Source organism: Azospirillum himalayense (assembly GCF_042657465.1).
Lineage (GTDB): Bacteria > Pseudomonadota > Alphaproteobacteria > Azospirillales > Azospirillaceae > Azospirillum > Azospirillum himalayense.
In genome coordinates this window covers 258,150-278,587 of the sequence record NZ_JBHSLC010000049.1, presented here as the reverse complement: position 1 = coordinate 278,587, position 20,438 = coordinate 258,150, and the positions used below count along the sequence as shown (strand labels likewise).

General features: G+C 68.0%; 15 protein-coding genes. 5 read left to right on the top strand and 10 right to left on the bottom strand.

The window, feature by feature from the left end; translation table 11 throughout:
* A partial coding sequence (locus ACFPMG_RS22705; RefSeq protein ID WP_376997476.1) for an isochorismatase family protein occupies positions 1 to 433 on the top strand: 433 nt, incomplete at its 5' end.
* 316 nt (positions 434 to 749) lie between these two features.
* Here the strand turns inward: ACFPMG_RS22705 and ACFPMG_RS22700 are convergent.
* The 4 genes from ACFPMG_RS22700 to tssA all read right to left on the bottom strand — a co-directional run bounded on the left by ACFPMG_RS22700 (position 750) and on the right by tssA (position 7,025).
* Positions 750 to 2,834, bottom strand: coding sequence for a caspase family protein (locus ACFPMG_RS22700; RefSeq protein WP_376997474.1), 2,085 nt, complete (start codon positions 2,832 to 2,834; stop codon positions 750 to 752).
* A gap of 142 nt (positions 2,835 to 2,976) precedes the next feature.
* Positions 2,977 to 3,834 (bottom strand): PP2C family protein-serine/threonine phosphatase, encoded by an 858-nt coding sequence (locus ACFPMG_RS22695; protein WP_376997472.1) that lies wholly within the window; start codon positions 3,832 to 3,834, stop codon positions 2,977 to 2,979.
* 34 nt (positions 3,835 to 3,868) lie between these two features.
* Positions 3,869 to 5,632, bottom strand: coding sequence for a serine/threonine-protein kinase (locus tag ACFPMG_RS22690; RefSeq protein ID WP_376997471.1), 1,764 nt, complete (start codon positions 5,630 to 5,632; stop codon positions 3,869 to 3,871).
* Between the two features lie 181 nt (positions 5,633 to 5,813).
* Positions 5,814 to 7,025, bottom strand: coding sequence for a type VI secretion system protein TssA (tssA, locus tag ACFPMG_RS22685; RefSeq protein ID WP_376997470.1), 1,212 nt, complete (start codon positions 7,023 to 7,025; stop codon positions 5,814 to 5,816).
* Positions 7,026 to 7,227: 202 nt separating this feature from the next.
* Between tssA and ACFPMG_RS22680 the strand changes: the two genes are divergently transcribed.
* The 4 genes from ACFPMG_RS22680 (at position 7,228) to ACFPMG_RS22665 (ending at position 13,302) form a co-directional block, all read left to right on the top strand.
* Positions 7,228 to 9,126: a type VI secretion system Vgr family protein gene (locus ACFPMG_RS22680; RefSeq protein ID WP_376997469.1), complete on the top strand. Its 1,899-nt coding sequence runs from the start codon at positions 7,228 to 7,230 to the stop codon at positions 9,124 to 9,126.
* A 186-nt stretch (positions 9,127 to 9,312) separates the two neighbouring features.
* Positions 9,313 to 11,952 (top strand): type VI secretion system ATPase TssH, encoded by a 2,640-nt coding sequence (tssH, locus tag ACFPMG_RS22675; RefSeq protein WP_376997467.1) that lies wholly within the window; start codon positions 9,313 to 9,315, stop codon positions 11,950 to 11,952.
* Between the two features lie 30 nt (positions 11,953 to 11,982).
* Positions 11,983 to 12,462, top strand: a complete 480-nt coding sequence (locus tag ACFPMG_RS22670; protein WP_376997465.1) for an Hcp family type VI secretion system effector — start codon at positions 11,983 to 11,985, stop codon at positions 12,460 to 12,462.
* Positions 12,463 to 12,597: 135 nt separating this feature from the next.
* Positions 12,598 to 13,302 carry a hypothetical protein gene (locus ACFPMG_RS22665; protein WP_376997463.1) on the top strand — a complete coding sequence of 235 codons (705 nt, stop codon included), beginning with the start codon at positions 12,598 to 12,600 and terminating at the stop codon, positions 13,300 to 13,302.
* A 93-nt stretch (positions 13,303 to 13,395) separates the two neighbouring features.
* On the opposite strand, the gene tssG is transcribed toward ACFPMG_RS22665, so the two are convergent.
* Genes tssG through tssB form a run of 6 tightly spaced genes read right to left on the bottom strand, consistent with a single transcriptional unit; the run spans position 13,396 to position 20,150 of the window.
* Positions 13,396 to 14,412, bottom strand: a complete 1,017-nt coding sequence (tssG, locus tag ACFPMG_RS22660) for a type VI secretion system baseplate subunit TssG (RefSeq protein ID WP_376997462.1) — start codon at positions 14,410 to 14,412, stop codon at positions 13,396 to 13,398.
* A complete protein-coding gene (gene tssF / locus ACFPMG_RS22655) occupies positions 14,376 to 16,187 on the bottom strand; it encodes a type VI secretion system baseplate subunit TssF (protein ID WP_376997460.1) in 1,812 nt (603 codons plus the stop codon). Before tssF ends, tssG begins: the two co-directional genes overlap by 37 nt.
* Entirely contained in the window at positions 16,184 to 16,684 is a 501-nt protein-coding gene (tssE, locus tag ACFPMG_RS22650) for a type VI secretion system baseplate subunit TssE (protein WP_376997458.1), read from the bottom strand. Before tssE ends, tssF begins: the two co-directional genes overlap by 4 nt.
* Before the next feature lie 26 nt (positions 16,685 to 16,710).
* On the bottom strand, positions 16,711 to 18,111 hold the full coding sequence (gene tssC / locus ACFPMG_RS22645; RefSeq protein WP_376997457.1) for a type VI secretion system contractile sheath large subunit: 1,401 nt from the start codon (positions 18,109 to 18,111) through the stop codon (positions 16,711 to 16,713).
* A gap of 3 nt (positions 18,112 to 18,114) precedes the next feature.
* Complete coding sequence (tssC, locus tag ACFPMG_RS22640; protein WP_417281713.1) at positions 18,115 to 19,620, bottom strand: type VI secretion system contractile sheath large subunit; 1,506 nt, start codon at positions 19,618 to 19,620, stop codon at positions 18,115 to 18,117.
* Positions 19,617 to 20,150 carry a type VI secretion system contractile sheath small subunit gene (tssB, locus tag ACFPMG_RS22635; RefSeq protein WP_376997456.1) on the bottom strand — a complete coding sequence of 178 codons (534 nt, stop codon included), beginning with the start codon at positions 20,148 to 20,150 and terminating at the stop codon, positions 19,617 to 19,619. The genes tssC (ACFPMG_RS22640) and tssB overlap by 4 nt, the downstream gene beginning before the upstream one ends.
* Between the last annotated feature and the right edge of the window lie 288 nt (positions 20,151 to 20,438).

The following is a 20,438-nucleotide window of genomic DNA, read 5'->3' as shown; positions in this document are numbered from 1 at the left end:
GCGGGCGCGCAAGGCCGGCGTCCCGGTCTTCCACATCGTCCATCATGGCAAGCCCGGCGGCGCCCTGTTCAATCCGGACGGCCCGCGGTCCGGCATCGTCACCCCGCTGATCCCGCTGGACGGCGAGACGGTGGTGGTGAAGCATCTGCCCAACGCCTTCGCCGGGACGGATCTCGACGACCTGATCCGCGCCACCGGGCGCAAGGAGCTGATCGTCGCCGGCTTCCAAACCCACATGTGCGTCAGCAGCACGGTGCGCGCCGCCCTCGACCTCGGTTGGCGGACCACGGTGGTGGACGCGGCCAGCGCCACCCGCGACCTGCCGGACGGGGCCGGCGGCGTGATCCCGGCCGAGGCGCTCCACCGCGCCACCCTCGCCGCCATGGCCGACCGCTTCGCCGTGGTCGTCAAGGACAGCCGCGCCTGGGGGTGAGGGCATCGGGCGGGGCGTTGGTGCATGGAAGCGCCGCCGGGCCAATTGGCGGGGGCTGATGTGCCGTGCAAAAGGGCGGCCCCGTCGTCCGGATTGCCGAAACCGGTCGGATGGGTTGGCAGAGGGAAACCAACGGCGACCGCCTGCACGCCCGGGCGTCTGCCCGTGCAGCAGGCCGAAGCCGTCATCGGCGTAACGGCGCACAACCGCATGCTCGATTCAGGGCGCGCACCTCCGTGCGCCAAAGCCGCTTTAAGCGGCATTCCGCTCAGCACCGATCAGGGCGGCCCGCCGCAAACGGCAACGTGCAGTTCGCTCATTTCTGAACGACCACGCTGCCCTGCCAAACGCCGGGGATGACCAGGTCCTCACCCGACCCGCCCTTGGCTATGCGCACACCGGGGCCATTCTGAAGCCCATTCCTGAAGGTGCCGACAAACTGGTCGCCGGAACGGAAGTTCATGGTGCCCATACCTTCGGGTTGCATGTCGGCAATGGTGCCGAGGTAACGGTCGCCATTGCCGAACAGCACTTCTCCCGCCCCACTCGGACGACCGTTGCGGACATCGCCGGTGAAGACATCGCCGTTGGGGAAATGGTAGATGCCCGGCCCATTCGGACTGCCGTTCGCGAAAGTGCCCTCGAACCGTTCACCGCTGGGGAAGCTGTAGACGCCCGCCCCCGTCATGGCGTCGTTCTTCCATTCACCCTCATAGGCACCGCCGTTCCCATACCGATAGACTCCGAAGCCGTTCTTGGTCGGCCCGTCGCCCTGCCCCCGGTACGAATCGCCATTGGGGAACTGCGAATTGATGCTGCGCCCGTCCTGCGCCGCGGCCTGCGCCCGCTTCTGCGCGTTCCGTGCCTGCTCTGCCGCGGTGCGGCCGGCGTTGCGCTTGGCCGTGGCCTGCTGGGTCGCCTCACGCGCGCTGACCACCGCGGATCGGATGGGCGGCGGAAGGTTGGCGAACGGGTCGCCGGGCTTCGATTCCGCCGGCGAACCCGAACCCGGTGAACCCGAATTTGATGAGCCCGAATTTGATGAGCCCGAATTTGGTGTCCCTTTGGGTTCGTCCGAGGGTGTGCCGGTCGAACCGGACAACGGCGGCCTTTTCACCGCGTCCTGCTTGGGAACTTCGGAAAGGCTGGCGAGTGGAATGTAGCCGTCGTTCCAGAACACGTCACGAACCTTCACCCAATCGCCCTCGGGGACCGGAACGGCAACGGTCACGGGCGCGCCGCGTTCGAGGGTGCGCAGGCTGCGCGCTCCCTTCTCCGGACGATCCCGCATGGCGATCGCATCCTTGGTGACATAAACATCGCCCTCGATCAGACGCTTTTGCGGCGGCGGCGGCGCCTTCGCCTCCTCGGTCTTCGTCGGTGGTTCGGGCGGCGCATCCTTCGTCAGGAGGGTGGATTGGACATAGCCGGTCTTTCCCCCCTCCTCGACGCGCATCCACTCCGCCTTGCCCACCTTGACCTTGGCCGTGACGGACACCGGGGCCGCCTTGTCGAGGGTCCGGACACGGGATGACTTGGCGTCCGGGTCCTTGAAGACCGTTGTCTTGCGCGTGGTGTAGAAGTCCCCTTTGAACGGTTCGATGATCACGGCCGACGGTGCGGGAGCCGGTGGCGGAGTGGGTGCCGGGACGGCGGGAGGCGGGGGTGCCGTCTTGCTCGCCACCGGATCGCCGGCCGGCGGCGGAGGAGGCACCGGGACCAGCATCAGATCACCGTCCAACCGGTCCTCGAACCAGATGCGCTGGGCGCCTCCGGAAACGCTGGCGAGCGTCTGGTCCACCGCCTGAAACGCCCTTTTCACCGGGACGCCCGGTTTGACGATTTCCTCGGCAAGCGCTGCGGCGAAGGCGCTGGCGCCGTTCACCCTGGTCGGCACCGGGGACGATCCCGGCCGCTGGGCGAAGGCGATGATCATGCGATCGCGCGGCGTGGTCGTGGCCAGGAGCGGGCTGGCCGAACGGCCGTTCGCTCCCATGGTCGTCGCGAGGCGGTCCACCATCGGGTTGGGCACGATCGGATCGAACGCCACGATGGAGCGGTAGCTGGCGTTCTGGATCTGCTCCAGCACCGAATCCAACTCAACGGTTTCGAGCATGGCGTCCACCTCCATGTTGAGGCGGGCGTCGCTGGGAACGATGAAGCTCTTGTCGTTGAGGCTGAGCACCATGCCCGCATAGTAGAAGGCACCGAGGTCCGCCCGGGCCAAATCCTCCTGGAAACGGGACAGTGCACGGGTGAGGTTGCGGTGGTTGAGGTCGAACTGGGTGGCCACCTCGAAGCCGGCCTTGCGCAGGGCCTCGGTCACGGTCCGCGCGCTGGCGACGGCGCCCGGTACGGAGCCGCCGTTGTCGTAGCGGCCGTTGCCGATCACCAGCGCCACGCGCCGCTCCGCGGCCATGGCCTGTTCCACGAAACCCGAAAATAAGAGAGCCACCACGAGGACAAACGCGGACCAACCAAAACGCGCCCGACTTAACATGAAGGTTTCTCCCCCCTAGGGAATCGTTCGGTGCCGTCTCGTTTCACGATGTGAGCGTCGGATCGCCGTCTTGCGGATCACCGTCTTGCGGATCGCCGGCCGGTGGCGGGGCCCGCAACGGACCAGCCACGGCTTCGCATAGAACCAGCACCAGCGTGACGTTGTCCCGCGCCCCGCGCGCCAGTGCGGCATCGAGCAGCCGTCCGGCCGCTCCCGCAACACCGTCCGCACTGTGGCCCATGGTGTCGAGTTCGCCGGATATGTCCGGATCGGCGAGCGTCTTGGTGAGGCCGTCGCTGCACAGGAGGAAGAGGTCGCCGTGGTTCACGTCGCCCTCCACCGTGTCCAGGACCAGCGCGTCCGTGGCGCCGACGGCGCGGGTGATGACGTTCGACTTGGCATGCCCTTCCGCCTCGGACGGATCGAGCACGCCGCTGTCGATCAGCTGCTGGACGTAGCTGTGGTCGCGGGTCACTTGGACAAAGGCGCCGCCACGGGCCCGGTACAGCCGGCTGTCGCCCGCCCAGGCGCAGGAGAAACGGCGTCCGGTGATGGTCAGCACGACCGCCGTGCTGCCCACAACGGCGCTGCCGAGACGACCGGCATGATCCAGCAGCGCGGCGTTGCACCCGTCGAGGGCCGCGCGGATCTCCCGCCCCGTCGGCGCGCCCATGGTCGGGTCGATGCAGCGGTTCAACGCGGCCATCACCATCCGGCTGGCGTAATCGCCCGCCTCGTGCCCGCCCATGCCGTCGGCGACCGCCCACAGCCCGACGTCCGAGCGGTCCAGGCAAGCGTCTTCGTTGACGGACCGGACGGTTCCCGCGTGGCTGACCGCCGCCGTGTGGAACCAGAACGTCCGGGTCGGCGCATGATCGTCGATCGTTTCCCCGTCGCTCATCACCGTTCTCCCGCGGATAAAGGGTCCTGGACCGTCAGCAGCGCCGGAAGGGCCGGTTGTATTCGCGCCAGTCCGGATCGCTGTCCGAACGGGCGCGCAGTTGAACCATGGTGCGGTTGTCGCCGGAAAATTCGCCGAACTCCCAAAATGTCCGGCGCCCGTCGGTCCCCGTCAGCTCGACGACCAGCGTGCCGTCGGCCGTTTCATAGCGGCCGACCCGCATCGGAACGATGGAGCCGCTGGGCAACGACAGCGTCCATTCCGCCGGTGCCAGGGTCAGCTTCATGACCCCGCTGCACCATCCGCCCATGAGCGCACGGACACCCTCCACGCCCGGCGGTTCGACCGGGCGTGGCGGCGGCGGCGCCACCAACGGTTTTGGAACGGGCGGATCGGGCGGTGGCGGACGGGGAACCTCCATCGCCTTGGGACGCTCCGGTTCGGGGCGCTTGGCCGGCGGCGGAGCCGGAGCCGGCCTGGGAGTGGGTGTGGGCGTGGACATGGGTGTCGATGCCGAAGGCGGTGCCGCCTTCGGCGTCGGCGGCGCCACGTCGACGGCGCTTTCCACCGGCCGTGGCGCGGGCTTCTCCGGCGCCGGTGCCGGAGGAGCCGGCGCAAGCCAGCCCGTCCACCACAGGCCGCCCACCGCCAGGGCGGCGACCACGGTCCCGGCCAACCCCACCCTTGCGGCGGGGCCGAACCTCGGTGCGGCGCCTCCACGTCCCAGCTTCATGTCACGCAGGAAAACCTCGACCGAGCGCGTTCGTTTGGCGGCGTCGAATTCCAACGCGTTTTGCAGCGCCCGCATCTGCGCCTTCCCCAAGCCCCGGATGTGCACGAGTTTCATCCGCGTGTCCCGCGCATGGGTGGCCGGCATCCGGCTGAAAGGATGGTGCCCGGCGAGCAGCTCGTAGGTGATGCAGGCGAGCGAATAGATGTCCCCTCGCGGATCGGGCGTTTGCGTCTCGATCATTTCCGGGCTGGCGTAGGCGGGAGTCATCGCACCCAGACTGCCCACGTCGAAGGCCGTGGCATCCTCGTCGCCCGGCGTCGGCTGCTTGATCGCGCGGGCAAGACCGAAGTCGATGACTTTCACACGGCCGGAGTCGGTGATGAAAATGTTGCCCGGCTTCAGATCCCAATGAACGAAACCGTTGCCATGGGCAAAGGCCAGCGCCTCTCCCACCGCGTTGATGACCCGCCCGGCCTCGGCCGGCGGCATGGAGGTGAAACCTTCGGCCCGGATGATGCGGTCCAGCGACTTCCCCGTCAGATACTCCATCGTGATGAAGAAGCGGTCGCCGTCCCGGTCGAAGTCGTAGACCTTGATGATGTTGGGATGCGACAGCTCCTGCGCTTTGCGGGCCTCGCGCTGCAGGGCGATGATGCTGCTGGGGTGTTCGCGCAGGCTTTCCTTCAGGACCTTGATGGCGACATAGGGATTGCGGTCGGATGCCTCCTGCTTGCGCAGGTCGAGCGCCAGGAAGACCTTGCCCATGCCCCCGGCCCCCAGGACCTGTTCCAGGACAAACCGTTCCTTGAGCACGTCACCGACCTGGACCGGTTCCGCCGCGCGTGGCAGGGGCCGGATCCCGGAAGACGTCGACTGCAAGGACGGCGAGCGCAGGGACGGCAGCCCTTCCGACAGTGATCCGTCGGGGTTTGGCCCCTCGGAAGGCAGCCCTTCAGAATCCGGTCCGATGGAGATCGGCTGCACCACCGTGCCCTCATCCTCGGGCGGCTTGCCCCCCCGCGGTTCCGATAGGGGGATGCGCTGGAGAAACGGTTCCTTTCTCATGGCCTCGTCTCCCTGCCCTGACGCCTTCGGGCTCTCCGGTCACGGGTTGAAATCGCAGGCCTCGGTTCATGCTCCGGGGAACGGCGTCGTACCGGTTGCGTCGGCCCCCACGGGACTGTCGACGCCTCGCCCTGGAGAGTCATTCCGTCGTTCGAGCGGCACCGCATCTCAGCCTCTGCATCTAATCCTCTCCGGGCTCGGCAAGCCGCTTGTCGATACCGGCGGCCGTCAGCAGCCCGCGCCGCGCGTCCTCGTCCGGCAGCAACTCAGCCAGGAGTTCGACGAAAGGCAGCCGGGCACGCCGCACCAGTTCGGTCAGGGTGTAGGAGACGGGAGAGTGCGGCTCCGCCTCGCGGAAGTACCGGGCGACCGCCTCCAGCGTCCGCAACGCGTCCTCGCGCGAAGCGAACCCCTCGATCATCATCCCCCGAGGAGGTCCTTGCCAGGACGATGCGGCGGGGGTCGCCGATCCCGCAAACGCCGCCATCGCGGACGCCGCCGGCGCGACCGACGAGCCCGCATTGCCCTGGCCCACATCGCCCTGGCCCACATCGCCCTGGAAGGAAAGCGTTCCGGCGGGCTCCAGCGCGCTTCCGGCCAAGCCGGTCAACGTCCGGCGCATCTGCTCCAGCGTGTCACGGATGGCCCGTGTCGGCGGTCCGTCCATGCCGAGCCGCGCGTCGAGCGCCGCCTCCAGCCCCTGAAACGCCTGGAGGCAACGGTCGATGTCCGAGGCCAGCCTCACGAAGGCGGCGGGTGGCGTCGCACGCGCGCTGGCTTCGATCACGTCCATGGGCACCGTTCCGGCGGCGATGCGGCGCTCGCGCCGGTCATCATCCCCCAGCAGATCGAGCCCGGCCGCCTGCTCCACCTGCCACAGCGCGTAGGAACTGCCATCCGCACCGAAGGTCAGCGGGAGCCGGCTGAGCGGTTGAAGCAGCGTTCCGTTTCCGTCCCGTCCGTTCAGCCCGGTCAGCGGTGCGACGGTGGTCTCGACGCCGTCCTCATCCGGTTGCGGGTGCAGATCGGGCCAGTAGCGCTCCACCAACCCGCGCAGGACGGCAAAGCCGTCGGCCAGGCCCGCCATGCCGCGCGTGCGCAGCCACGCCTCGGCCAGCCATGCCGCGACCTCCAAGTCCTTGCTCTGCGTGGCCAGGACGGACGGTGCGAGATCGGCGATGAGCCGCCATTCGGGTGGTGTGGCGGAGGCGTCGCTCTCGGCCTCCTGCCGCCGCTCCGCCGCGCGCGCGGCCTGCCGCGCGTCCTTCAACTGCCGATAGGGGGCCCTGTCCGCGTAGTCCAAGCGCAGGTCCGGCCCCGTGGGCGCCTCGGCGGAGATCGGAGCCAGAATGGCTGCAAGGTCAAGCGCGGCCGTATCGAAAGAAGTATCCATGCCGGACATCCCTTTGACGCATGAACATTTCAGTCCAGCAGCGCCGATTACTCGCCATCAAAATGTAGGTAACGAAAAGAACAAGCGGATTAGTCAGCAATAAACCACCACGGCGGACTGCACTCGCATTGCGTTCGGTGGAGTGCTTCGGCAGTCTTTCCGGTCTGCCCGACCCATCGGAAGCCCAGCCGGGAGCGTTGCCATGGACCCGAGCGCCGCCATCGCCATCGCATCCACCAACCGCCTGCTGACGCTGGACACCGTGCTCGGGAGGGGAGCGACGCTCCTCACCGGCTTCTCCGGCGAGGAGGCCATGTCGTCGCTGTTCCGCTTCACCCTGGACGTCGTCAGCCCGCGCACGACGATCAAGCCGGAGGAGCTGATCGGCACGCCGGTGTCCTGGTCCGTGTCGGCACCCGCCGGAACCCCGCGCCGCTTCCACGCCCTCGTGCAGGGATTCGATGTCGGCGCCCCCATCGAGGATGGCCAACGCTCCTATCGGCTGGACGTCGTGCCCTGGCTGTGGCTGCTCACCCAGACCACTGACTGCCGCATTTTTCAAAAGCAGAGCGTGCGCGACATCATCCGCACCGTTCTGGAGGATCACCGCGCCGCCTCCCCCGCCGTGCAGTTCGATCTGTCGGGCATCAAGGGGGCCGACACGACGCGCGATTACTGCGTGCAGTATGACGAGAGCGACTTCGCCTTCCTCTCGCGGCTGGCCGAGGAGGAAGGCATCTTCTACGTCTTCCGGCACGAGGCCGACCGTCACGTCCTCGTCATGGCCGACGGCGCGTCCGCCTACAAGGATCTTCCCGAGAGCCGGATCGACATGGCGCGGGAAGGGCAAGGCTGGGGCGGCATCACGCAGTGGGTCGGCGGCTACCGCTTCCGCCCCGACCGGATGGTGCAGCGCGACTTCAACTTCGAAACCCCGCGCACCGACCTGACCGCGTCCAGCAACACCATGCTGCCGGCGATGCGCGGCGCGCCGCAGGAGCGGTTCGAGTATCCCGGCGGCTACGCCGACCTTGGCGCCGGCACGGCCCGCGCCAAGATGCGGATGGAGGAAATCGAGGCGCCCTTTCTCCAGGTCTCCGGCGCCGGCAGCGCCCGCCACATGGCGCCCGGCGGGCGCTTCACCCTGCACAACCACGCCGTGGCGGCGGAGAACGGCCGCGCCTACGTCGTCACCGGCGTCCGGCACGCCGCCACCGACCCGAAGCTGCGGTCGACCGGCGGCGGGCAGGCGACCTATCAGAACGGTTTCGACGCCATTCCGGCGGACGTCGCCTACCGACCGCCGCGCGTCACGCCGCGCCCGGTCATGCGCGGTCCCCAGACGGCCATCGTCGTCGGCAACTCCGGCGAGGAGATCGACTGCGACAAGCACGGCCGCGTGCGCGTGCAGTTCCACTGGGACCGGTTGGGCAAGCGCAACGAGAACAGTTCCTGCTGGATCCGTGTGGCGCAGCTGTCGGCGGGGCGCGGCTGGGGACACCAGTTCATCCCGCGCATCGGGACCGAAGTGGTGGTGGATTTCCTGGACGGCGATCCCGACCGGCCGTTGATCGTCGGCAGCGTCTACAACGGCGACAACCCCGTGCCCTACGCCCTGCCCGACAACAAGACGCAGAGCGGCGTCAAGACGCGCAGCAGCAAGGGCGGCGGTCCGGCCGACTTCAACGAACTGCGCTTCGAGGACCGCAAGGGAAGCGAGCAGGTCTATCTCCACGCCCAGAAGGACTTCCAGCGGGTGGTGGAGAAGGACGATACGCTGGAAGTCGGCAAGAACCAGACCGAGACGATCAAGGAAGGCGACCGGACGGTCACCATCGAGATGGGGAACGACACCCTGACCATCCAGCAGGGCAACCAGACCACCAAGGTCGCGCTGGGCAAGAGCGAGTGCGAGGCCATGCAGTCCATTGAGCTGAAGGTCGGCCAAAGCTCGATCCGGCTGGACCAGACTGGGGTCACCATCCGCGGCGTGATGGTGCGCATCGAAGGCCAGGCCATGACCGAGGTGAAAGCCCCGATGAACCAGGTGAAGGGCGACGCCATGGTCGCCATCAAGGGCGGCTTGGTCACCATCAACTGACCACCAACCGGGGGCACGCCCGAAATCGTCGCATCCTGCGGGGGAAGTGACCCGAACAGATGTCGCCCGGCTACTCCCATCGCCTATACACAGGAATGGCCTTTGAAACACCCCCGGTTGCTTTGAAAGATTTGCTCGCCGAACACGTACAGGCGAACACCAGGGCAAGATCAGGAGGCCGGATCGATGGTGTCGGTGAACCTGTCGTCGCTCCTTGCAAAGCTGAACGAACCATGCCGGACGGCCCTGGAGGCGGCGCCGGGTTTCGCGCTGTCGCGGGGCAACCAGGCGGTGGAGATCGAGCACTGGCTGCTCCGCCTGCTCGACCAGCCCGACACCGACCTGCACGCCATCGCCCACCACCACGCCATCGACATCGGCCGCGTCCAGGACAGCCTGACCCGCAGCCTGGACGGCATGCGCGCCGGCAACACGCGCACGCCGGTGCTGTCCCCCTATCTGGTCAGCCTCGCGCGCGAAGGGTGGTTGCTCGCCTCCCTGGACGGCGCCATGGAGGGCGGGGCGCCGCGTGTCCGCTCCGGTCATCTGCTGCTGGCGTTGCTGAGCGACGAAACGCTGGCCCAGGCGACGCGCTCGGCACTCGGCCCCCTCGCCAGATTATCCGCAGAGGCGCTGGCCGCCGACTGGCACGGCATCGCCGGGAACTCCCGCGAGGCCCGCCAAGCCCCGGCTCCCGGCGCCTCTCCCAAGGCGGAGGAGACCCCGGCCGCAGCCGGCGGCGCGCTGGCGCGCTTCACCATCGACCTGACGGAGCGCGCCCGCGCCGGCAAGATCGACCCGGTGCTGGGCCGCGACGCGGAAATCCGCGCCATCGTCGACGTGCTGACCCGCCGCCGCCAGAACAACCCGATCCTCACCGGCGAGGCCGGCGTCGGCAAGACCGCCGTGGTGGAGGGATTCGCCGCGCGCGTCGCCGCCGGCGACGTGCCGCCGGCCCTGCGCGAGGTCGCGGTGAAGACGCTCGACCTCGGCCTGCTGCAGGCCGGCGCCAGTGTGCGCGGGGAGTTCGAGAACCGCCTGCGCTCCGTCATCGACGAGGTGAAGGCGTCGCCCCAGCCGATCATCCTGTTCATCGACGAGGCGCACACCCTGATCGGGGCCGGCGGACAGGCCGGGCAGAACGACGCCGCCAACCTGCTGAAGCCGGCGCTGGCGCGCGGCGAGTTGCGCACCATCGCCGCCACCACCTGGGCCGAATACAAGAAATACTTCGAGCGCGACCCGGCCCTGTCCCGCCGCTTCCAGGTCGTGAAGGTGGAGGAGCCGGACGAGACCGCGGCCCTGTCGATGATGCACGGCCTCGTGGCGACGCTGGAGACGCACCACGGCGTGCGCATCCTGGACGAGGCGGTGGTGGAGGCCGTGCGCCTGTCGCACCGCTACATCGCCGGGCGGCAGCTGCCGGACAAGGCGGTCAGCCTGCTCGACACCGCCTGCGCCCGCGTCGGCATGAGCCAGTCGGCCACCCCGGCGGCGGTGGAGGACCAGCGCCGGACCATCGACGCGCTCGCCAACCGCATCGCGGTGCTCGACCGCGAAGCCGCGCTTGGCACCGACCACGCGGCCGCCATCGCCGAACTGACCGAACGGCGCGAGGCCGCCATCGCCGCGCTCGCCGCCGTCGAGGAGCGCTGGGCGCGGGAGCTGGAGCTTGCCGCGGAGATCAGGCGCCTGCGCGACGCGATCGAGGCCGCCGAACCCGACTCCCCCCAGGCGGCGGAGGGCAAGGCGGCGCTGGCCCGGACACTCGACGAACTGGCCGAGGCGCAGGGCGAGCAGCCTCTGGTCCACGTCTTCGTCGACGGGACGGCGGTGGCCGACGTGGTCGCCACCTGGACCGGCATCCCGGTCGGCCGCATGGTGACCAGCGAGATCGACGCCGTGCTGTCCCTGCGCGAACGCCTGTCAGAGCGCGTCATCGGCCAGGACCACGCGCTGGAGGCCATCGCCCAGGCCGTGCGCACCGCCCGCGCCCGGCTGACCGACCCGCGCAAGCCCATCGGCGTGTTCCTGATGGTCGGCACCAGCGGCGTCGGCAAGACCGAGACCGCGCTGGCGCTGGCCGAGGCGCTGTACGGCGGGGAGCAGAACCTGACCGTCATCAACATGTCGGAGTTCAAGGAGGAGCATAAGGTCTCCATGCTCCTGGGCTCGCCCCCCGGCTACGTCGGCTTCGGCGAGGGCGGCGTGCTGACCGAGGCGGTGCGCCGCCGCCCCTACTCCGTGATCCTGCTGGACGAGATGGAGAAGGCGCACCCCGGCGTGCAGGACATCTTCTTCCAGGTGTTCGACAAGGGCATGCTGCGCGACGGCGAGGGGCGCGACATCGACTTCAAGAACACCCTCATCATCATGACCTCCAACGCCGGCACGGACACGCTGACGCGGCTCTCGGCCTCCCCCACCGGCCTGCCGGCGCCGGACACGCTGCCGGACGCCCTGCAGCCGGAACTGCTGCGCCACTTCAAGCCGGCCTTCCTCGGCCGCGTGACGCTGGTGCCCTACCTGCCGCTGGCGCCCGACATCCTGACCCGCATCGTCGAGCTGAACCTGAACCGGATCGCCAAGCGCCTGCGCGAGGCCTACCGGGCCGACTTCCGCTACGGCCCCGAGGTCGTGGAGGCGATTGCCGCGCGGTGTGGCGAGGTTCACAGCGGCGCCCGCAACATCGAGCATATCCTGACCCGCGGCCTGCTCCCCGACCTGTCCGCCCTCCTTCTGGAGCGGCTGGCGCGCGACGAGCCGGTCGCCGCGGCCCGGGTCGGGCTGGACGCGCAGGGCCGCTTTTCCTTCGACATCCACTGAAAACCGCTTCAATCCTCCGGGAGGAATCCGATGGCCATCTACGTGAAGATCGACGGCATTGAAGGCGATGCAACGCATGAGTCGCACAAGAACTGGGTGGACGTCGGCTCCATGCAGTTCGGCGTCGGCCGCGCCATCAGCACACCGAGCGGCCGGGCGGCCAACCGCGAGTCCTCCGAGCCCTCGATCAGCGAGGTCACCTTGACCCGCGAACTCGACAAGTCCTCGCCCAAGTTCTTCAAGGAGGCGGTGGCCGGCAAGGTCGGCAAGAAGGTCCAGATCGACCTCGTTACCACTGGCGATCCCGGCGACACCTTCATGACCTACACGCTGGAGAACGCGCTGGTCAGCGGCTACAGCGTGTCGGCGAACGGTTCGGGCCGGCCGAACGAGACCATCAGCCTGAACTTCTCGAAGATCGAATTGAAGTACACGCCCTATGATGCCGGCCACAAGCCGCAGGCGCCGATTGTCAGTTCGTATGACATCGCGACGACAAAGTCGGGGTGAGCATACCCGGGACTTTTACTGCGTTAGTCGCCGCAAGTGGTGGCCAATGCGGAGTTGCATTGCCGTATACGCGAGCCGTTGGAAGGAAATGGCAGACGCAGATAACGGAATGACATTTAAAGATTGGAGACTCCCATGGCTGAAGGCAGTTCTAAAGTCGGAAACCGCCCACCTCCGTTAAGAATTGGCGGGCCGTCTCGCCCCAAAATACCCAAGCAACAATCCAACAATGCCGAAAAACTTTCTTCATCACTCGCGGCAAATTGCAGTTTTTTCAACATTACCCGCGATTCTGGATGGCGAATTACCGGCGACGACTCTCACCAAATCTCTTTAGATATTTGTAAGACTGGCTTCACATTGGCCGCTATTACTTACGACTTAGAGCATGCGAAATCAGGCAAAAAAGCGAAGGTCAGTTGTTATGGCGGAGGAGTTTCTGTAGGGCTAGGGATCGAGCCGCCAATACCTCTTCCAAGCTATTCAGGGGATATGGGGATCGGCGCACCCGGATCTGGCATTGGCCCTCTTATCGTCGGCCCACAAGGCTGCATATCGGAAGATCACAGGCTATTTGATGGTTATGCAACTCTAATCCCATTTTCTGGTAATGCGTATGTGAATGGCGTCGAAATTGGTTGCATAGTTTTCAGCGATATACCTGTCATCGCCATGGGTAGCCCGATCGCGGCTCCGGCCTTTATGGCCTCGATTAAAGCGATAGGGTTGGTGGCTGGAGTAAATTACGTGATCGACGCGGTTGCCGGCGTCGAGGTTTCCATGCTCATGCTGACATGCTCAGCAAAGCCCATTGTCGATATGACAACAAAATCCATTTGAGAGACACCGGCCATTCATCCGGCCGTTGCGCCTTGAATATCCACCATAAGAAGAAACGCGTGCGGCAAGCGGATATGGGTTGCAAAAAAATTTTTAAAACACCGCGTCCTCCGCATCCCGCTCCATCTCCCCGCCCTTCAGCCACGTGTTCCACCCCAACCGTGGCTGAAAGGCGCCGGGGCCCGCCTCCGCCAGCCGGCACTCCGGCACCCCCTCGCGCCTCAGGATCAGCTGCACATCGAAGTCCAGCGCCTCGCCCACCTGGAAGCGCGTCAGTGCCACCACGCGCTCCAGCCGCGCGCCGCCGGGGAGCAGCGAGTCGAAATCCGCATATGGCACCGGCCCGATCACCACGCGGAAGCGGCTCTGCACGTCCCAGGCGCGCTCGCCGGCCATGGCGTCCACCCCCAGCGCGCAGAAAGCCTCGCCCAGACGGGACTGCTCCGCCTCCGGCAGCGTCAGCCACGCGCCCTGGAACTGCTCGATGCGCACGGGAAGGCCGAGGTCGCCGGACAGCATCGCTTCCAGGGCGGCGGCGGAGGCGCGGCGTTGCGACAGGTGGCCGGCGTAATGCACCAGGGTCGGCGCCAGCGGGGACGCCATGCCCTGCACGCCGACCAGGGCTTGCAGGACGGCGGTGATCGGGTCCGGCTCCTCCGCCGTGGCGGCGCGCTCCACGGACAGGCCGAGGTGGTACTTGCCGGCCGCCCGCGCGAACAGCGACAGGATGCGGTGGTGGAAGACGTCGAGGAAGTCGGCCAGCGCCGGGTTGTGCGAGCGCCGGCACTCGTGGACGAAGGCGGTGTAGTGCTGCGGCAGGACGCCGAGCGGCCCCGTCAGGCCCAGCACCGACACGGCCATGTCCGCGCCATTCTCATGCCGGTCCACGCGCGGCACCTCCGCGGCCGGATAGACCAGCGTGTCGAGGCTGCGGAAGCGCACCGCGTCCTCCGTGCGCGGGTGGTCGCCGCCCACTGCCCCCCGGTCGCGCCCGGCCGCTCGCGCCGCCGTTTCCAGCAGGCGCACCGCCTGGACGAAGTCGAAGCGCCAGGGCTCCGCCGCCAGTTCGTCGGTTACAGGAGAATCCGTTCGCCCGCGCGCGCCGGCCATTGCTTCAGCACTCCCCCATGGTCCTTCGCGCGCAGGGTCAGGCGCGTGAAGCTGTTGACCGCCGCGTGCAGCGCCAGGAACCGTTCCAGCACCGCCGCGAACAGCAGCATGGACGTCCCCGAATAGCGCGCCGGGTCCAGGTCCAACGCCACGTCCACGCCCCGGCACAGCGCCAGCAGCCCCCCCTGCGGCGCCCGCGCCGCGGCGGGCCGGGCGCCGAGCCCCACGATGCCGTCGATGATGGCGGCGGTCTCCGGCGTGCGGCGCAGGTCGTACAGCGCCAGGATCTCGCGCAGATGCTCGGCCGCCCCCTCGCCCGTCAGCGACAGGTGGTTGAGGCTGAGGTGCGAGATCAGCCGCCAGCGGTTCTGCCCCAGCTCCGATGGCCGCAGAGTGCGCGACGGCGGGGTCAGGCAGTCGATGCTGTCCACCGCGGCCATGCCCTGGACGGGCGTCAGGCGCGGATTTCCGCCGCCGAAGGGCAGCTTGCCCGGCAGATCGCGGTTCAGGCAGGTCAGGTCCAGCGACAGCACGTGCCCGGCCGGTGCCGCGGGGTCGAAACCCAGGTCAACCAGCGACACGTACAGCTCGCTGCCGGGATTGGCCGGCCCGGCCGCGCGGCGCGTCGCATGCCAGAACCGCCCCTCGGGCGCGCCGGCGTGGCGGGTTCCGTAGAAGGGCAGGAACGCCGTGCGCCGGCCGTCCGGGGCGGCGGCGGTGACGCGGTCGATGCCGTAGACCTCCGTCCCGCGCGGCCGGCGCGCGTCGGGCACGACGCGGTATTCGGTCTGCCGGTGGGTCAGCGGGATCGGCTCCGCCTTCTGCGGGAACAGGTTGATCACCGGCGTGCAGCCGAGCGCGAAGTTCTCGACGCTGACCGCCCGCTCCAGATCCGGCCGCGCCTTGTCCAGATAGAGGAAGACCGACAGCGTGGTCCCCCTCGCCCGCCGTGCCCGCTCGGCCAAGCCGGTCAGGTCGAAGAACTGGAAGCTCTCCGGATAGGCGAAGTACTTGGTCAGCAGGCGGTAGCCGGGGGCGGTGCGCGGGTCGGCCGGCAGCATGGCCTCGTCGGGGTCGAAGCCCACGGGCCGGACCGCCTCCGGACCCAGGATGACCGGCGCCGGATCGGACGCGTCCTCCGCCACCGCGACGGAGAGCACATGGCCGGCCATCAGGTCGTAGAGCGGAAACACCCGTTCCGGCGCGCCGCGCAGGAACAGGCGCAGGCGGTCGGGCGCCAGCGACGAAAACGGCGTCTCCGGCATCAGCGTGCGGAAGGTCAGCCGAAGCACCGACACAGCACCGCGCGCCCTCGGATTCTCCGGGGCCGCGATCGGCCGCCCGGCGAGCACGGCGGACTCCAGCGCCACCGGCCACAGCGTCACCGGGCAGCAGGTTCGGAAGGTGCAGACCTCGCCCTCCACCGCTTCGCTGTTCAGCGCGCTGCCGGCCGGCAGGACCGCGGGCTCGGTCAGGTCCGGCACGCTGGTGAAGCGCACCACGGCGGCCGAGGGCAGCGGTGCCAGATAGTGCGGGTACAGCACCCCCAACAGCGCCTCGGTCAGTTGCGGGAAGTCGTCGTCCAGCTTCAGCCGGACCCGCGCGGCGAGGTAGGCGAAGGCCTCCATCAGCCGGGCGACGTGCGGGTCCTCCACCGCGTCGCCGGTCAGGCGCAGCCGGCCGGCCTGGACGGGATGCGCCTTGGCGAACTCCGCCGCGGAGCGCCGCAGATGGACGAGTTCCTGGTTGTAGTAGGCGATGAGATCGTCGCTCATGCGCCTTTCCCGGTCTGGTTCCGGCCGATCCTGTGGCGCCGCGTGGCGGGATCGAACACGGAGTCGAGCACCAGCGGCTCCGGCGTCGGTTCCGCATGCACCAGCGCGTTGATGCGGAATCGCAAGGTCGGGTCCAGCGGATCGGTCTTCGACAGCAGCTCCACCCGCACCGAGACGTAGCGCGGCTCCATCAGCCGGATGGTCTGCTCCATGGCGCGGCAGAAGGCTTCCTGCGCCTCCGCGACCGCCAGGTCGGTGCCGCCCATGTCCGGCAGGCCGTAGGCCAGCAGCGAGGCCTCCAGCTCCTCGAACTCCGTCGGCCAGCCGAGGCAGCGGCGGCGCGCGTTCAGCAGGGCTTCCAGGTCGCGGCTGAGGCTGGCGCGCAGCTCGCGGATGCTCTGTCCACGCGCCTTGGGGTCGGGCTGGCCGGGCTTGGGCGCCGGTTCCAGAAGACGGTCGAGCACGGAGGGCAGCAGTCCACGGTCGACGATGCTCATTACGCCTCCATCGGGATTCATCCCGTTCAAGATCCGGCGCGCGCGGCGACGCGGGTGGTCAGGCGGAAGCTCGCCACCGCCTGTTCGAACTGGAAATGCGGCTGCAGGTGGATGATGCATTCGAAATGGCCGGGGCGGCCGGGCGGTTCGACGACCTGCACGCGCCCGTCGCGCAGCGGGTAGCGCGCCTTCATCTCCACCGAGGCGTCGTCGTTCCCCATGACGTAGCCACGCAGCCAGTCCTCGATCCACGCCTGGCACTGTTCCGGGGTGGACACGCTGCCGACACGGTCCCGCGCCAGCACCTTGATGAAATGGGCGAAGCGGCTGACGCAGAGCATCGCCGACAGCAGGGCCGAAAGCCGGGCGTTCGCCCCCGCCGCGTCGTTCAGGTGGCCGGCCGGCTGCTGCACCGACTGGCAGCTGTTGAACACGCAATAGGGCGTCTCGCGCGCCCGCACCAGCGGCAGCAGCCCCTGTTCGCTGAGCGCCCGTTCCTGGCGTTCCGTCAAACCGATCTCCAGCGGCGCCCGCACCGCCACACCCCGGCGGTCCGTCGCGAAGTCGGCGCGCGGCAGATGGGTGACCAGCCCGCCGGCCAACTCGTCCAGCCGCGCCCCGCGGATGTCAGCGAGCCAGCCATGGTTGGCGAAGGCGCGCAGCACGACCGCGCCGAAGGCGAAGGCCGCGTTGCCCCACAGCAGTTCCCGCCCGTCCGGGGCCTCCGCGTTTTCCCGGAAGCGGAAGCCGTCGCAGCGCGTGCCATCGTCGGCGTAGGGCGCCCGCACCAGCACGCGCGGCAGGGCGAGGCCGAGGAAGCGCGCGTCCTCCTGCGCCTGGAACCGGGCAAAGCGCGCGTGCTCCGCCCCCTGGAAGACCGAAGAGAGATCCGTGTTGGGCGTCAGGTCCGAGAAGCGTTCAACCCCGAGCATGGCCGGCGCGCAGCCCAGGATCATGGGCGCGAAGGCGGCCGCCGCGATGGCCGACAGACCGCCCAACGCCGCCACGTCGTCGCTGGCGCGGCCGGGACCGAACCGATTCTGCACCTCGTAATCGCCGATCAGCAGGCCGTAGGGCTCGCCGCCCGGCATGCCGAACTCGTCGGAATAGATGCGTGCGAACAGCACGCTTTGGTCGAAATCGGCCGCGCGCTCCAGGTCGCGGCAGACCTCCGTCCAGGAGACGGGAAGGACGCGGATCTTGGCCCCCTCCACCCCGGCCGCAGCCTGCACCAGCAGATGCAGGCTGCGCCACCCGGCTTCCAGTCTTTGAAAGCGCGGGTGGTGCAAAATGGCGTTGACCTGCTCCGTCAACGCCCGGTCGATGGCCGCGATCAGCCGGTCCACCTCGGCGCGGAGGCGATCCCGGTCGCGGAGCGGGGCGATGGGAGTCGGTGCGACCTCCAGGCCGCCGCACGCCTCGTCCATCCTTTACGACCGCTTGGGCACGCGGGCGACCAGACGCATGGAGGCGTTCAGCTCTTCCATCTGCAGCCACGGCCGCAACCACGCCACCGCGTTGTAGGAGCCGGGCTTTCCGGGGATCTCCTTCACCTCCACCCGGGCGTCGCGGAGCGGGTATTTGGCCCGCATCTCGGGGCTGGAATCCGGGTTGGCGTTGACGTAGTTCATGATCCAGCGGTTCAGCCAGTCCTCGCAGTCGGTGGCCTCCATGAAGGACCCGATCTTGTCCCGCGCCATGACCTTCAGGTATTGGGCGAAGCGCGAGGTCGCCATGACGTAGGGCAGCCGGGCGGAGATGGCGGCGTTGGCGGTCGCCTCGGGCCGGTCGTACTGCTTGGGCTTCTGGGCGGTCTGGCCGCCGAAGAAGACGGCGTATTCGGTGTTCTTGTAATGGCACAGCGGCAGGAAGCCCAGCTTGGACAGCTCCGCCTCGCGCCGGTCGGTGATGGCGATCTCGGTCGGGCACTTCATGTCCCGGTCGCCTTCGTCGGTCACGAACTGGTGCACGGGCAGCCCGTCCACCCGCCCGCCGTTCTCCGCCCCGCGGATGGTGGTGCAGAAGCCCGTCTTGGCGAAGGCATCGGTCAGCTTGGTCCCCATCACATAGGCGGTGTTCATCCAGCAGTAATCGCCGTGCTCCATCGGCTGCGGCTGGCCCGCGGCGTCGCCGGGCGCCTCCTCGTACTTGAACTCCTCCACGGGCCGGGTTTCCGCCCCGTAGGGCAGGCGCGCCAGCACGCGCGGCATGGTCAGGACGACGAAGCGCGAGTCCTCCGACTCCCGGAAGGCCTTCCACTTCGCGTATTCGACCGAGTCGAAGATCTTGGCGAGGTCGCGCGGCTTGGCGAGGTCGCGGTAGTCCTCGAACCCGAACAGCTTCGGGCCGGCGGCCGTCACGAAGGGAGCGAAGGACGCCGCCGCCACGTTGGACATGGAGGACAGGAGCTGGATGTCCTCCGGATGGTTGGTGAACTCATAGTCACCGATCAGCGCGCCGTAGGGCTGCCCCCCGGACATGCCGAACTCGTTCTCGTAGAGCTTCTTGAAGGTGGTGCTCTGGTCGAACTCGACGGCGCGGTCCAGGTCCTTGAACAGCTCGCGCTTGGTGATGTGCATCACGCGGATCTTGAGCGACGTGCCCGTCTCGCTGTTCTTCACCAGATGGTTCAGGCCACGCCAGCTTCCCTCCAGCTTCAGGAAGTCCGGATGGTGCATGATGGCGGCGAGTTGCCGCGAGATCGTCGCGTCGATGGCGTCGATGGCCTTGTTCAGCGTGACCGTCAGGTTGCGGTCGTAGACGAGGGTGCCCTTCAGCGCTTCTTCCGTCAGGGTGGACAGAAGCGCCTGGGTCCGGTCGGGCTCGGTCTGCCGCGTCGCCTGGATCGCCTGGTCGAGCAGGCTGGGCATCGCCGGGGCGGTGGTGGGAACGGGGGCGGCGCCGGGCTCCGCGCCGGCTTGGGTCAGGTTGCTCATTCCCGCTCTCCTTCTCCGCCCGTCTGTTGGTCACCACCGGGAATGCCCAGTTCCCCGGACAGACGGCGCAGCTCGGCGTTGTCCTGCAGGATGTGGTCGAGCAGTTCCTCCAGATTCTCCGAACGGTCGGCCTTGGACAGCAGGTCGCGCAGCCGGTTGCGCGTCTCCAGCAGCGCCCTCAGCGCCTGCACCTGTTCGACGATGCGGGCCGGTTCGAAATCCTCCATCGAGCGGAAGTTCAGCTCGACCGCCATCTCGCTTCCGTCATCCCGCAAGGTGTTGGGCACACGCATCTTCACGCCGGGCGTCATCGCCGCCATGACCTTGTCGAAGCTGTCGCGGTCGATCTCGGAAAAGCGCCGTTCGCTGAGCGGCTTGGGCGGTTGCGCCGGATTTCCGGAGAAATCGCCCAGGACGCCGACGACGAAGGGCAGTTCGCGTTCGACCTCCGCCCCTTCCGTCTCGACCTGATAGCTGATGTGGACGCGCGGCTTGCGGACGCGCGAAAGCTTGTCGTGAACGCTGTCCATGAGTCCTCCCAGGAGAGTTCATTCGAATGGACGGCCGGATCGGGTTCGATCCGCAGCACCGCCGCGTCCGCGCCATTATTGAGAAATTTCGCCTATTTGTTTACCGATCGACCATACGTCTACAAACCTTAAAAAGGACCGCCAATTGTGTCTTCGATAATCGACTCGTCAAAGTGCGTCGAAGGGGTAATCAGCACTAACGAGTTATTGACACATTCGCGGCTTAACACCGTCTGACAATAGAAACGCCGGTTTCGTTCGGGAATACTGCTACTTGACGATCATCAC